General features: G+C 70.8%; 11 protein-coding genes and 1 pseudogene. 3 read left to right on the top strand and 9 right to left on the bottom strand.

Features of this window, described 5'->3' with window-relative positions; genetic code table 11:
- A pseudogene (locus tag VFZ39_RS12980) lies at positions 1 to 1,541 on the bottom strand (helix-turn-helix transcriptional regulator); the annotation flags it as partial.
- A complete protein-coding gene (locus tag VFZ39_RS12975; protein ID WP_330866188.1) occupies positions 1,538 to 2,200 on the bottom strand; it encodes a TetR/AcrR family transcriptional regulator in 663 nt (220 codons plus the stop codon). The gene VFZ39_RS12975 and the pseudogene VFZ39_RS12980, both read right to left, overlap by 4 nt.
- Positions 2,201 to 2,324: 124 nt before the next feature.
- On the opposite strand from VFZ39_RS12975, the gene VFZ39_RS12970 reads away from it, so the two are divergent.
- Together VFZ39_RS12970 and VFZ39_RS12965 are read left to right on the top strand one after the other, a co-directional pair.
- Entirely contained in the window at positions 2,325 to 3,101 is a 777-nt protein-coding gene (locus VFZ39_RS12970) for a DUF4386 domain-containing protein (RefSeq protein ID WP_330866187.1), read from the top strand.
- 58 nt (positions 3,102 to 3,159) lie between these two features.
- On the top strand, positions 3,160 to 4,425 hold the full coding sequence (locus VFZ39_RS12965; protein WP_330866186.1) for an MFS transporter: 1,266 nt from the start codon (positions 3,160 to 3,162) through the stop codon (positions 4,423 to 4,425).
- Positions 4,426 to 4,454: 29 nt separating this feature from the next.
- Here the strand turns inward: VFZ39_RS12965 and VFZ39_RS12960 are convergent, their stop codons facing one another.
- From VFZ39_RS12960 to VFZ39_RS12950, 3 genes are all read right to left on the bottom strand, one after another.
- A complete protein-coding gene (locus VFZ39_RS12960) occupies positions 4,455 to 5,207 on the bottom strand; it encodes a hypothetical protein (protein ID WP_330866185.1) in 753 nt (250 codons plus the stop codon).
- Positions 5,204 to 5,809, bottom strand: a complete 606-nt coding sequence (locus VFZ39_RS12955) for an RNA polymerase sigma factor (RefSeq protein ID WP_330866184.1) — start codon at positions 5,807 to 5,809, stop codon at positions 5,204 to 5,206. Before VFZ39_RS12955 ends, VFZ39_RS12960 begins: the two co-directional genes overlap by 4 nt.
- 120 nt (positions 5,810 to 5,929) lie before the next feature.
- A complete protein-coding gene (locus VFZ39_RS12950; protein ID WP_330866183.1) occupies positions 5,930 to 6,946 on the bottom strand; it encodes a GNAT family N-acetyltransferase in 1,017 nt (338 codons plus the stop codon).
- Positions 6,947 to 7,008: 62 nt separating this feature from the next.
- On the opposite strand from VFZ39_RS12950, the gene VFZ39_RS12945 reads away from it, so the two are divergent.
- On the top strand, positions 7,009 to 7,269 hold the full coding sequence (locus VFZ39_RS12945; RefSeq protein ID WP_330866182.1) for a hypothetical protein: 261 nt from the start codon (positions 7,009 to 7,011) through the stop codon (positions 7,267 to 7,269).
- Here the strand turns inward: VFZ39_RS12945 and VFZ39_RS12940 are convergent.
- The 4 genes from VFZ39_RS12940 to VFZ39_RS12925 all read right to left on the bottom strand — a co-directional run.
- The gene (locus VFZ39_RS12940; RefSeq protein WP_330866181.1) at positions 7,266 to 7,829 is read right to left on the bottom strand and encodes a class F sortase; all 564 of its coding nucleotides are present in this window, start codon (positions 7,827 to 7,829) and stop codon (positions 7,266 to 7,268) included. The genes VFZ39_RS12945 and VFZ39_RS12940 overlap by 4 nt on opposite strands.
- An 11-nt stretch (positions 7,830 to 7,840) precedes the next feature.
- The gene (locus tag VFZ39_RS12935) at positions 7,841 to 8,680 is read right to left on the bottom strand and encodes a hypothetical protein (RefSeq protein ID WP_330866180.1); all 840 of its coding nucleotides are present in this window, start codon (positions 8,678 to 8,680) and stop codon (positions 7,841 to 7,843) included.
- Positions 8,681 to 8,874: 194 nt separating this feature from the next.
- The gene (locus VFZ39_RS12930; RefSeq protein WP_330866179.1) at positions 8,875 to 11,412 is read right to left on the bottom strand and encodes a helix-turn-helix transcriptional regulator; all 2,538 of its coding nucleotides are present in this window, start codon (positions 11,410 to 11,412) and stop codon (positions 8,875 to 8,877) included.
- Positions 11,413 to 11,480: 68 nt separating this feature from the next.
- On the bottom strand, positions 11,481 to 14,198 hold a 2,718-nt coding region (locus VFZ39_RS12925; protein ID WP_330866178.1), incomplete at its 5' end, for a LuxR C-terminal-related transcriptional regulator.

Raw genomic sequence — 14,198 nt, 5'->3', positions numbered from 1 at the left:
GACGCGAGCCCCAGCAGCGCGGAGGCGGAAGCCATTGTCAGGTGGTCGTCGTCGGCGTTCCGCGCCAGCGCGAGCTCGGCGTTCTCGACAGTGCCGTCCAGGTCGCCCTCGACCAGGGCGAGCGCGGCGCGGTACGTCGCGACGGCAGCCGGCAGGCGCGGTAGCTCGGACCGCTCGATCACGACCAGGTCGTCTGCCGGACCGGCGAGGAGTCGTTCGACGTCGTCGAGCCGCGCGGCGAGACCGTCGAACCGGTTGCTCTCGGCGAGAGCGGCCACGAACCCGACCGCGAGCACCGGCCGGTTCCGCACGATGTCCCTGGGGAGCTCCTCGACCCAGCGGCCGATCACCGCTTCGCGCCGTTCCCGGAGCAGCGGCCGGATCGCGGACTCGGCTAGGGCGGCCGCCAGGTCGACGTCGCCGGCGGCGAGGGCATGCCGGACCGCTGCCTCCGGATCGCCGGCCTGGTCGAACCACGCACTGGCGCGGCGGTGCAACGCAGGAGCGTCGTCGGGCCGTTCGCCGAGCAGGTGCGCGCGGAGCACATCGGCGAACAGGTGGTGGTAGCGGTACCAGTGGCGGTGCGCGTCGAGCGGTACGACGAACAGGTTCTGCCGTTCCAGGGACTCCAGCATCGCGCGGCCCTCGGTCGTCCCCGTGACCGCGTCGCACAGGTCAGGTGTCAGGCGTTCGAGCAGCGAGGTGTCCAGCAGGAAGCGACGCACGTCGGCAGGCTGCCGGTCGAGGACCTCGTCCGCGAGGTAGTCCACGACGTACCGGTCATCACCGGCGAATCCGGCGATGAACGCCGACCCGTCCTCCCGATCCCGCAGGGAGAGCACCGCCAGCTGCAGAGCCGCTGCCCACCCCTCGGTGCGACCCTCCAGCGCGGTGAGCTCGCTCGGCTCGAGCGAGAGCGCGTTGAGCTCGTTGAGGAAGATGGCGGTCTCGTCGCCGGTGAAGCGAAGCTCGGCTGCTCGGATCTCGACCAGCTCGCCGCGGGCCCGGAGCCGCGCGAGGGGCAAGCCGGGGTCGGCACGAGAGCTGATCACCACGTGCACCTGCGGCGGCAGGTGGTCGATCAGGAACGTCATCCCGGTGCGGAGGTCCGGCCCGTCGGCGAGGTGGTAGTCGTCGAGCACCAGCGTGAGGTCGTCGGGACGCACGCTGAGCTCGTTGATCAGCGCGGTCAGCACCGACTCCGTGGCGGCCTGGCCGGACTGGAGCAGGGCGAGTGCTGCGGTGGCCGAGCCCGGCGCGGCGCGGTCCACGGCGAGCAGGACGTACGTCCAGAACAGGGACGCGTCGCGGTCGCGCTCGTCGAGCGAGACCCACGCCGTCGTACGGTCGCGACCACTCGTCGCCAACCAGGTTCCGAGCAGCGTGGTCTTGCCGAAGCCGGCCGGTGCCGACACCAGCAACAGGGTCGCGTCCCCACCGCGCCGCAGCAGCTCGTCGAGCCTGGGGCGCGGCACCGTCTGCCCGCGCGCGCGTGGCGGGAGCAGCTTGGTCTCCACCAGGCCGTCGGGAGAAGTGGTCATTGCTCAGGCAGAAGTCGCTCGAGACCATCCAGGATGAGGCCCAGGCCGAACTCGTACTCGTCGCCGTAGTCGTAGCCGGGTTGCATGACGTGCTCGATGGTCAGCTTGGCGAGGTGGGGGTACTCCTGGGTCGGGAACTGGCGGAGGAAAGCCTTCGCTAGCTCGGAGGTCTCCTCCGGGGTGCCGAACGAGAGGCTCTTCTCTTGGAGCGCGAACCCGTAGATGTAGCTGTCGAGGGCTGCGAACGCGTGAGCAGCGAGAGACAGCGGGAACCCGGCGTCGAGGAGGCACTTGATCACCGCGTCGTGGTGGCTCAAGGTCGCCGGACCGGGGGTCTGGCGTGACTCCATCAGTCCGATCGCCCACGGATGCCGCGTCATGGCCTCGCGCATCGACCTTGCCCGGTGACGCATGGCGTCCTGCCAACCCGGTGCCGAGTCAGGGAGCTCGATCTCGCTGAACACCGCGTCGATCATGCCGTCAAGCAGGTCGTCCTTGTTGGAGATGTGGTTGTACAGCGACATCGTTCCGCCGCCGAGCTCCCGACTGAGCCGGCGCATGCTGAGTGAGTCGATCCCATCCTCGTCGGCCAGGTCGATGGCAGCCCGTAGCAGCTGCTCTCTCGTCCACGGAGCTCGGGATCCGCGCGTAGCGCCCATTGACATACGTACACTGTACGCCTACCGTACGACGTACGCGTACACCGTACGTCGAGAACTGGATGAGCGGCCACCTTCTGCTCCTCGGGCACACCAGCGCTCACCGTCAACGAGGGATCCACCCATGACGAACCGGACCGAGAACCCGCCTCTCCAGCAGCATCCAGTCACACCCCCGCTCGCCTCCATGCGCTCCGGCGCGCAGTGGTCCATCCGCAACGCGAGCCTCACCGCAGGTATCGCCCTCCTTCTGATGTCTGTGGTCGCCATTCTCGGCAACGTCGTCGTCATCAACGGCCTGATCACCGACGGTGACGCGGCCCGGACGGCCGACGACATCACCGCCTCTGCCGGTCTGTTCCGGCTCGGGATCGTCAGCCTGGTCGTGGTGATCGCTCTCGACGTGGTGGTCGCATGGGCTCTCTACCGGGTGTTCAGCCCAGTGAGTGCGAGCCTGTCGATGTTGGCGGCGACGCTGCGGCTGGTCTACTCGGCTGTCTTCCTGGTGGCCGTCGGTCAGCTCGTCGGCGTGGTCAGGCTTCTCGCTGACGAAGGGAATCGGGCAGTCCTCGGCGACGAGCTGGTGCAGGTACAAGCCATGCAAGGCGTGATCGCGTTCACCGACATCTGGTACGTGAGCCAGTTCCTCTTCGGGCTGCACCTGCTCCTCATCGGCTACCTGGCCTACCGATCCGGCTACATCCCCCGCGTCCTGGGCGTCCTGCTCGTGATCGCCGGTCTCGGTTACGCCACCGACAGCTTCGGCGGTGTGCTCTCACAGGGCTCGTGGACCGCCGTCAGCGCATTCACCTTCCTCGGCGAGTTCCTGCTGGCAGTCTGGCTCGTCGCCCGAGCCGGTCGCGTCGCGGACGGTGCCGCAGCGCTGGAAGCCAGGCTCTGAGGAACCCTGCCGGTTGCAGGGTTCACCCCCCGGGGCGTTCACTGTCCCGGGGGGACCCATGGTCGAGAGCACAGCCAGCGTGACGTCGGGCCAGCGCGCGCCGGAAGCACGGGTCGGTGGGGGCTTCATCGCCCGTTACGTCCTCGCGTTCGCCAGCACCAGCCTGGTGCTGATCGCGCCGCTGCTGGTGACCCTGGCGCTCAAGGTCGAACGGCTGGTGGGCAGCGAACAGGCTCCCAGAAGCCTCGGGCTGGTCGTCGGTGTCGGCGCCGTGGTGGCCCTGCTGGCCAACCCGTTCTTCGGCCGGCTGAGCGACCGCACCACCTCCCGCCACGGGATGCGGCGGCCGTGGATGGTGATCGGGCTGCTGGGCGGCTCGCTCGGCGTACTCATCGTGGCCCTGGCGCCGTCGGTGCCGGTGGTCGTCCTGGGGTGGTGCGTGGCGCAGGCGTTCTTCAACGCCTTGCTCGCGGTGGAGGTCGCGGTGCTGCCGGATCAGATCCCGGTCTCGCAGCGCGGGCTGGTGTCCGGACTGCTGGGGATCTGTCTGCCGGTCGCGTCCGTGGTCGCCACCTTCGTCGTGAAGAGCCTGACCGGACACATGTGGGCGATGTTCCTGGCGCCCTGTGCCCTCGGTGCCGTCTTCATCCTGCTGTTCGCGGCCACGCTGCCCGACCGCAGACTCGAGCCTGCCGACAAGCCGCCGTGGTCGCTCCGCGAGTTCCTCGGCACGTTCTACGTCCCACCGAGGCGGAACGTCGACTTCACGTGGGCCTTCGTCAGTCGCTTCCTGTTCGTCCTCGCCTACGCGTTCCTGATCACCTTCCAGGCGTACTTCCTCCTCGACGAGATCGGCAGCGACGAGAGCCGCGTGCCCGACCACATCTTCCGCGGGACCGTCGCGAGCTCGGCCGTCCTCATCGTCGCCTCCCTGGCAGCGGGCAGGCTGTCCGACCAGTGGGGTCGCCGCAAGGTCTTCGTGTGCGCTGCTGCCGTCGTGTACGCCGTGGCGCTCTTCGTGGTCGCAGCAGCGGGCAGTCTCGAGGGCTACCTGGTCGGGATGGCGATCAGCGGTCTCGGGTTCGGCATCTACATGGCCGTGGACCTGGCGCTCGTGGCGGACGTCCTGCCCGACACCACGAACGTCGCCAAGGACCTCGGCGTCATGAACATCGCGGGAGCACTCCCGTTCTCCGTCGGACCCGCCCTCGCCCCGCTGATCCTGATCATCGGCGGAGACAGCTACGCCTTCCTGTACGCCGTCGCGGGTGCGTGTGCGCTGGCCAGCGCAGCTGCCATCCTGCGGGTCAAGAGCGTGCGCTGAGCACGCGTGCTCCGCGCTTGCCCGCTACCTCACCTCGGAGAGGCAGGTCCTCCCGCATCGTCAGGCTTTCCGGCGTCGTCGGGCTTGCCGGCATCCTCGGGCTTCCCCGCGTCGTCGGGCTTCCCTGCGTCGTCGGGCTTCCCCGCGTCGTCGGGCTTTCCGGCGTCCTCCGGCGGGCCCTTCGGTGCGTCCGCCGCTGCCCCGTGCTGCCCGGCCTGGCTCTTGCCACCGGACGCCAGGGTCGAGATCTCCGCGCCCTTGTCGACGCCGGTGGACTCGGTGTTCTTGGCGAGCTCGGAGATCTCCGCGCCCTTGCCTGGCGAGTCCTCGTCGGTCTCCGTGGCCTCAGCGGGGGTCTCGGAGGAAGAGGGGGCGGGGGATGACCCCTCTTCCTCCGAGTCGACCTGGCCGGAGGAGCCGCGATCGTCGGGGTGGCCGTCGGACGCGTTGTTGGGCCCGGGGACGGTGACGCCGATCTTGGACAGGACGTCGTGTGCCGTCTCCTGAGCGGCGCCCGGCAGCGCTCCGGCGGCTGCGGCCGAGAAGGCTCCGGCGAGGACGAGGGCGACCGCGGCACTGGCTGCGAGCGCGGCCTTGGCCGGGTTGAGAGTGGACTTCATGGGGGACCTCTCCGGGGGGTGAGCGGCTCGGAACGCCGCGAGCGCCTCCGCCTCCCCGGGCATCGGCCCGGGTTCCGTGGGGGCACTCGCGGCCGCCAGCAGTGACCTCACTCGTTCGGACGAGGTCTCGGCGGCGGCCTGGTGGTGCTCGTGGATCGTCATTTCACTCCCCTGACCGACTCGGAGGGCATTTCTGTTACACACGGCCGCTCGGAAGATCCCACCAGGATCTCTTCGAGCCGTCGCAGCGCCCTGTGGGCGGTGACCCGGACGGCTCCCTCCGTCCTGCCGAGGATGCGGGCGGTCTCCTTCACGTCGAACCCGGCGACGTACCGCAGGAGGACGACTTCGGCGTGTTTCGCGGGCAGCGAACCGACCAGCGCCAGTGCCTGCTCCGTCGTCAGGAGCTGTTCCACTGCTTCCGCGGCACTCGGCACGCCGACCTCGGCCAGCCGCTGCTCGACGTCGTCCGGCACCGGAAGCCGGCCGGAGCGCCGCCGTGCGTCAACCAGCTTCGCCCGCGCGATCGTGAACACCCACGCCCGGAAGCCCTGCTCGTCGCCTCGGAAGCGATCGAGTCCACGGACGACCTGGACCCAGGTCTCGGCCGCCACATCGTCGGCGGTGCCGTCTGCCAGGTTGGAGGTCAAGGCGCCGAGGTAGCGGAGCAGCTGTGGCTGCACGGCGCGGAAGAGCTCCGCGAACGCCAGCTCGTCGCCGGCCTGGGCAGCACGGAGTCTGACCGGGAAGTCTGCGTCGTGCACCGGACCATCACCTCTCCTGCATGGGTCACGAGCCGGTCCAGAGTGTCACACGGCTGTGACCGCCCGCTGCGAAAGTCTGAGGTCATGTGGGCGCTGGGTTGAACGAGGTGCAGGCGTAGGTCACAGCACCTTCTGGAACTCGAGCAAGCGCTCGACAGGTCGATAGCCGAGGCGTTCGTTCACCCCGTTCATGTGCGTGTTGCTGTCGGCATTCGACGTCTCGACATGGTCCAGGTCGGGGAAGTGCTGCAGGGCGAGGTCGGTGACCGCCATCTTCAGGGCCAGCCCCAGCCGGTGTCCGCGGTGGTCGGGTGCGACCAGGGTGATGCCGACCGTGCCACGCGTGGGGTCGTCGTCGTCGACCCGGATCCCACTGGTCCCGACGAGCGAACCGTCGGCCGAAACCGCGCCGGCAGAGAAGGAGTGGCGCCCGACCTCTTGGTTGCGAGCCTCCCAGGCCCGCATCCGCTCGGGCGTCCACTCCGAGTCCTCCAACGCCAGGTCGCCGAGGGGAACCTGGGCATTGAAGCCGCTGAGCAGGCGGCAGCAGTCCTCGATGTACTCGTCGGGGCACCCGGTGTCCCACCCGACGATCTGGTAGTCCGCAAGGCCCGCCGCCGTCTCCGCCCGCAGATCATCGCGGAGTGCGCGGTAGCTCGCCACCGACTGGTGCTTCACGGTCTCCTGGTTGGCCAGCTCGTAGCCCAAGGTCGCCGCGAACGGTTCGCACGGCGCCGCTGCCTCGGGCGGTGCGTATCCCTCGACGATGACGGTGTTGCGACCCCGCTTGCGCGCGAGCTCCTCGAGTACCCCGGCCAGGGCGGTGCCACGACCCTCGCGGCGGCGGCCCGGCAACACGCCCAGGTCGACGAAGGCCAGGTGCGGGTTGTCGCGAACGGGCAGCACGAGCATGCCGAAGCCGACGACGCCCTCCTGGTCGCTGGCGAGGAACGAGCTGGTCTCGAGCTCAGGATTGTCTGCCGGCAGCACGCGGCGGCTGACATCCCAGACCGGCCAGTCCGGCACGACCCGATCACCCGACCAGCAGTCACGCCCGGTCTCCCACCATCGGCGAAGGCTCGGTTGGTGTCGGAGGTCGACCTGCTCCACCTGGAGCACGGAGCCGTCAGCTGCCATCAGTCACGCCGGGGCGCCTCTCGTCGGATCGGACGTGCACGCTGGGAGAGTAGATTTGCACCATGATCGGTTTTCTCGTGGCTGGCCTCATCATCGGGGCACTGGCGCGACTCATCAAGCCCGGCAAGCAGAACCTCGGCATCCTGGCCACCCTCGGCCTCGGGCTGGCCGGTTCCCTCATCGGAGGCCTGATCGCTCAGCTGTTCGGGACCGGCAGCATCTGGGAGCTCAACGTCATCGGCTTCGTCCTGGCCGTCGTTGCTGCCGTGCTGCTGGTCGGCACCGCTGAGGCGTTGGTCGGCAAGGACAAGGCCCGCGCCTAGGCTGCGCCGATGGGCGTCGCGACCACCACGACGTTGTCGGCATAGGTGCGCGTGACGCTGTCGTATCCCTCGCAGGTGACGAGCACGAGCTTCGGAGTGCCTGTCTGGTCGAAGAGTCGGGGCGCTCGTCGGGCGAGCTGGGCCTTGGTGATGACCGTGACCCGATCGACGCGGTAGCGAACGCCGGAGACCTTCGCGACCGAGCCCACCGTCGTGTGCTCCAGGTCGTCGAGCGTCCCGCCGCCGGTACTGACCGTGTGACCCACCAGGAGAGTGGTGCCCCCCGCGGCGCCGGCCGGTTGCCCCCACCAGCCCAGAACCTCGGGGTCGGACGGCGGATCGAGTGCGCCGCCCTCTAGCTTGACCGGGACCACCGGCGCGTCGAACTTCCACAGCCGCAGGCGTTTCGGCGCTCGTGGCGCGGGCTGCGTGGTGGCCGCAGATTCGATGGCCGGTGCGATGGCCACTGGGGCCGACCCCTCTCGGGAGTCGGCCCCGCTGACCGCGAGCCCGGCCGCCACCCCGGTGGCCGCCAGGGCGGCGACCACGGTGACAGTCACGAGGCGCTTCATCACAGACCCGCGTCGATCACGGTCGGGACCCTCGGGTTGGTCGCGCCGGGCGCGCGGTTCTTCTCACGCCGGGGCTGGTCAGGCCGAGTCTCGGTGGCCGCGCCGACGCCCTGGTCGTCGTCCGGCTGCGCCGGGTCCGTCGGCGTGGTCCCGTTCTCGCCGCCGTTCTCGCCGCCGTTGTCGTCGACCCACTCGAGGATCTGCCAGCGGTACTCGGTGACGTCCGGTGACGTGCGCTCGAACTTGAGCTCCTGGCGGGTGACCGCGGCGTGCTCGATCTTCTGGTCCGGCGTACCCGCCTGACGGAAGAACCACGAACCGTTGCCTTGACCCTGCTGGTAGACGCCATCCGCTCCCTCATGACCCGGCGGCAGCTGTCCCTTGTGGGTCCACGTGCCCCGCGGGTCCTTCGGGAAGGTCGGGGGACCGTCGAACGGCCCCTCGGTCTTGTTCGGCTGGAAGTTCCACCACTGAGACGGCTCACCCGGGATCGTCTCGGTCCAGGCGGGCTTGACGATGACGGTCCGCTCAGCGACCTGGACCCAACCGTCGCCGGGCGACTCGGTGACCCAATCGGTGGTCTCGGTGCTGCCGGTGATCGTCCTCGTCTCGCGCTCACCCAGCTTGAGCCCGTCCTCGAGGGTCGGCTGGGTGGGGTCCTCCTGCCAGTCGGTGTAGCTGCCGTTGTGGACCCAGCTCCCGAGCACGGCACTCGCGCTCAGCGACGTCGTGACCTGGGGGTTCGCGGCGGATGCGGCCTGGCCCTGCGCCGTCACGACGAAGAACGCGGAGCCGGCTACGAGGGCCAGCGATCCGATGCCCGCAGTGAACTTGTTCATGGTGTTCCTCTCAGTCGGCCCGGCCTGCGTCTCCCTGACGTTCCCGGGGACCTTTCGGTCACCCCAAGGGTCACGGCGGAGAACGCCCCCTGCGGGACCCGGCGGAGGGATTGCGTACCGCTACGGCTGAGCTGCGTAGGGCGGGGCGTTCCGTTACGTGGCCGGCCGGCCCCGCGACCACGTGGGACGCTCCGTCAGGCGCCGCCTGGACGCAGCCAGGTGGTGATCGCCCGGACCAGAGGATCGCGCCCGGAGGTGCCGATCTTGCGGCCGACGTTGTGCAGATGCGTCTCCACGGTTCGCACGCTCATCTGCAGCGCGCGGGCCACTTCGGCGGTGGTCATCGGACGGGCGATCATCTCGGCGATCTCGACCTCGCGTGGCGACAGCGCGATGTCGTCGACCAGGTGGCGGAACATGCCGCTGCGCTCCTGACCTGCGACCGACGACAGCACCCACGCCTCGTCGGCCTGCGCCGCGGCCTCCGTGGTGCGGTCCTGCGCGCGCAGTGCCAGAGCCCGCGCCACCGCCGCTCGTACGGCGAAGAAGAGAGCGCCGGTGTCCCGGAAGTCGGCGATGGCCGTGCCCAGATCGTCGACGTCCGCCCGAGCTGCTGCGTCCACGTACCGACCTACGGCGGGGAGCAGCCGTCCTTCCAGTCCGAGCGCTACGTCGCGGATCCGTTCGGCCGCGGCCGGTTCGGGCAGCCGCGCGACAGCCTGCGTCGCCAGCAGCACCGCACTGGCGGCGTACCCTCGCTCGACCCGGTCGGCCACCAGGTCCCAGATCTTCGCGCCGAGAGCCGCGGGATCGTCGTCGCCGCCGACGAAGACCGACGGGTCCATGCCTGGGAAGGGGCCGGTGCCGCGATCGGTGGCGAGTGCCTGCGCCGCCAGAGTGCGGCTGCGGAGCACCCGGCCTCGGGAGAGCGCGATCTCGGCGCCGAGGACGAGAACGCCGGTGTGGAAGGTCTCCCTGAACGCCGCGATCCGGGCCGCCGACATGGTCCGGTAGAGCAGGTCCGCCGCGTCACCGAGCCGGCCTGCGAGCGTGAGGCCGAGGAGCTCGACGTAGGAGTAGCCCTGGATCGCCCGCGGATCGCCCGCGCGCCGCGCCACGTGGAGGTGGCGGTCGGCCTTCTCGATGCCGGACTCGAGGTCACCGGCGAGCACGTCCACGAGCCCGTCGCAGAGCGTCGCCTGGAAGGTGCCGCTGCCGCGCCGGGGTCGGAAGCCGTCGAGCAGCCTGCGCGCTTGCTCGACCTGCCCGCTCGCGATCAGGACTTCCAGCCGGACGTTGGTCAGCCACTCGGCCCCGCCCTCTTCGGCTTCGGCCGCCGCATCGATGGTCAGGTCGTCATCGGGAATGCGATCGCGCAGGAAGACCAGGTGCGCACGGGTCGCCCGCATCATCGTGACGTGGTCGGGCAGGAGGTCGGACCCGGCTTGGTCGAGGTAGGCCAGTGCGCCAGGCAGGTCGTTCCCGTCGACGGCACGCCAGGTCGCGACCGTGGCGACGAACTTGGCGGCTGCCTGCGAACGGTCCCCGGCGAGGTCGGTGCGTTCGATGACCGCTTCCACCTCAGCCGCGGGGGCAGCAGTGGCCCGCAGCGCCACGATCAGCTCGAGGGCGTTCTCGGCGGTGGGGGCGCCGTCCCAGACCTCCCCGGCTCTCGCGGCCCGGTCCGCGGTGCCACGCAACAGGCGCTGGTTGAGTACGGCGGCGTCCGCGCCGCCCATGTCGATCGGGTCGAACCGCTCCAGCCCCGGGCCGGCCACGTCCCGCGCCTGCGCGAGGCCGAACGCCGAGCCCTCCCGGCGCAGGAACTCCGCCAGCAGGGGTGGATAGACGCCGACCACCGTGTCGCCGTGGTGGACCGTGTGGTGCACCAGACCGGAGGTGAACAACCGGTCCAGGTCACTCCGCTCGATCAGCTTCTCGGCGTCGGCGAGCGGCACCGGCCCCGTCAGCGCGAGGGTTGTGGCGCCGGACCACAGCGAGCCGTCGGCGCCAGCGAGGAACGGCTCCACGGCTGCGGCCAGGTGCGGCGCCCACAGGTCATCCGGGGCGGTCCACACGCCGTCGCGTCGCACCAGCCGGCCCGTGCTCCGGCCGACCGACACCATCGCGCACACCAGGCCGTAGAGACCGCCGGACAGCATCGTGATCCGGGTCAGCACCCCAGCCTCGACGGGTCCGTCGAGGAGACTGCGGGTCAGCCCGTGGACTTCCTCGAGACCGAGGATCGGCGCGCCGATCCGGACCGCCGGAGGCAGGCCGAGCAGGAGGGAGGCCGGGGCGATCGGATGACGCGTCCGGCTCGCGGTCACGGCGACGAACGACGTCCGTCGTCGCGCTGCCAGCAGGGCGCCGACCGTGTGCTGGTCGAGATCGTCGGCGTCGTCGACGACGACCACCGCGCCGCCGCGGAGCTGCTGGCCGAGCGCGGCGAGCATGTCGGCGGCTGGTCGCCGCGGCACTGGCGGGCCGCTCGGTGCCGGCGGAGAGAGGCCGGCGGAGTACAGGGCGGCGTACGGCTCGTCGCGCCAGGCGGGGTTCCCGTAGATCCGGAACACACTCAGGCCGGCGTCGTCGAGCCGGTCCGCAGCCAGACCCAGCACCTCGCTGCGCCCCGAGCCCCGCGGCCCCACGACGTGCACGCTCGTGCGTTCGTCGACGTAGCTGACGATCTCGTCGAGAAGCGCACCGAAGACGCCCTCGATGCGGTCCACGCTCGGGACCTTACCCCCGTGGCCTCAGGCCGTCTCAGCGCCGCGCGACGGGCGCGCGTCCGTTGACATCAAGTGGCCATGGGCGTCGCGCCGATTCCCGCCATCATCGCCTCACCCTCGGCCCTCGCTTCGCCGCCGGCGAGGACGAGCGTGCGGGCCTGCTGATACCGGCACCCGGCGGCGGCGAGGGCTGCGGCAATGGCCAGGAGCCGATCTGAGTCGCCGTTGTCGAGGGCGTCGGCCCGGTCGACGATCGCCGAGGCAATCGGGTTTCCACGGACGACGAACCTCGCCCGGTCGAGACGGCTGTGTCGCTCGGGCAGTTCTGCCAGCACTGCGAGCTCGGCCCACAGAGCGGCGTACCAGGGACGCCACGCGCCGTCATACCCATGCCTGAGCGTCTCCGGCGCCTCGGCCAACGGCGTGAAGGCATCGTCGAGCCGACCGCGGTGCAGTGCCACCAGCGCGAGGAAGACGCGGCTGTATCCGGGCTGATCTCTCTCCGTGTCGAGCACCCGTCGCATCTCGCTGAGGATGTCGAGCCACTCGAGCCGGGCCTCCTGATCGCCTCGGATGCCGTACACCATCGCGGCCGCGGCGGGCGCGAAGGCAATACCGCCGATCGGGCGCCGGCCGGCCTCCAGCCACCCCCGACGGAAGCCCGCGGCGTACTCGACCGCCTCGTCGAAGTCGCCGGCCATCGCGGCCGTGGTGAGCAGCCATTCGAGCGCCAAGTGGTGCGCCTCGCGGAAGAAGGGCAGCTCACTGCGCTGCTGGGCATATCTGCGGGCGGTCTCGAGGTCGCCCGCGGCCAGGTAGACCATCGGCGCCATGTGGAGGGCGTCGGAGTACTCCCACGCCATCTCGACGTCGTCGGCCAGGGGGGTGAGCAGCTCGAGGCGGCGTCGGGCGGCCGCGGCGGCGCCGTCCAGCTCCCCGTACGCGAGCCGCACGGCGGTCAGCTCGTCGAGCCCGACGCTCTCCAGGCGGGCGTCCCCGACCCGCCGGGCCAGCTCGACGGCGCGTTCGGTGAGCTCGAGCGTCGCCGGGTCGAGCAGCTCACCCTGGACGGCGGTGACGACCAGCACGGCCGCCTCAACATGGGCATCGCCGCCACCCAGGGCTCGCGCCTCGGCCACGAGGGCATGGTCCGCGCCGGGCGGCGCCGGCTCGGACAAGATGCCAGGCGCGTAGGCGAGGATCTCGGCTGCGTTGAGGAGCTCGAGGGCGGCACGGCGCGTGTCCCCGGCCCGGCTGGCCGCCTCGGCCGCGGCGCGGTACAGCCGGATCGCCTCGTTTCCAGCATGCCGGCCCCAGGCCACGACCGCGCCGAGGTGCAGCGCCGCTGCGGCGTCGGCGGGATCGGCGGCCAGCGCGGCCGCCTCCTCGTACCGGTCCTGAGCCTGGCTCGGCGTCCCCCTGGCGTAGGTGAGTCGGGCCAGGCGTACCGCGAGATCCTGGGCGTCGGCCCGCCACTCGGGTTGGCGGGCGGCCCAGCCGAGCCCCGCCCACAGGTCGTCGGCCACCTCGTCGAACCCGGAGGTGTCGGCGCTCGCGTCCAGTTCCGAGGCGGTCGCCAGGCACCAGCGCAGATGCCGACCGCGTACGTCGTCGAACTCACCGACCTGGGACATGCGCTCGGACCCGTACTGCCGGATCGTCTCCAGCATCCGGTAGCGAGTGCTGGAGGGACTTGGGACGACCACCAGCAGGTTGTGGTCGGCGAGGCGGGCCATCGCACTCGCCACCTCCCCGGGCATCAGCGGCGAGTGGCCCGCCACCGTGGCCGCCTCCGCGGGCGTGAACGGTGCAGCGAACACCGATGCCCTACGCAGCACCACCTGGTCCTTGGGGTCGAGCAGGCCGAAGCTCCAGTCCAGTGTGGACCGGACCGACTGGTGCCGGGCGTCGAGCCGGGACCCGCCTGACAGCAGGCTCAAGGGGTCGGCCAGGCCGGCCTCCAGGCCGTCGAGCCCGAAGGTCGCCACCCGGGCCGCGGCCAGCTCGATCGCCAGGGCGACGCCGTCCAGCTCGGCGCAGATCGCGGCGATCCGGTCCCGGTCGTGCGGGTAGGACGACGACCAGCCCGCCATGGCGGCCCGCTCGACGAACAACGCCACCGCGTCGCTGTCGCCTTCGCCTGCGACGTCAGCGAGTGACAGCCCCGGCACCCGAAACACGTACTCGAACGGCAGCCGCAACCGCGCGCGACTGGTCGCCAGGACGGTCGCCCCCGGGCAGCCGGCGAGCAGTCGTTCGACGAAGGCGGTCACTCCGTCCACGAGGTGCTCGCAGTTGTCCAGCACGACCAGCGCCTCCGTCCCGGCAAGCTTGGAGACCACCGTGCCGGTGGGCGACCGGCCCGGCTGCTCACCGAAGCCGAAGGCGTTCGCCGCGGCGGCGCCGACCATGGACGAGTCGGTCACCGGCACCAGGTCGACGTACCTCGCCCCGTCCGCGTAGCGCGAGGTGATGTCGGCGGCCACCGCGAGCGCCAGCCGGGTCTTGCCCACACCGCCGGGTCCGACCGCCGTAACCAACCGGTGACCGGCCAGGAGCTCGGCCAGGGCGGCGCGCTCGGCCGCCCGGCCCACGAATGACGTCAGCGGCGAAGGCAGCGACGGACTGCTGACCTGGGGTGTCAGGTCGGCGAGGGCTCGGCGGTCGGCCGCGCCGAGCTTCCTCAGCAGTGAGGAGACATGGCTCTCGACCGTCCGGACCGAGATGAACAGGCGGCTGGCGATCTGGGCATTGGTGAGGTGCTCTCCCACCAGGGCGAGCACCTC

The organism is Nocardioides sp., assembly GCF_036374615.1.
GTDB lineage: Bacteria > Actinomycetota > Actinomycetes > Propionibacteriales > Nocardioidaceae > Nocardioides.
Note: the sequence above shows the minus strand (reverse complement) of the source record. Positions and strands in the feature narration are given on the sequence as shown.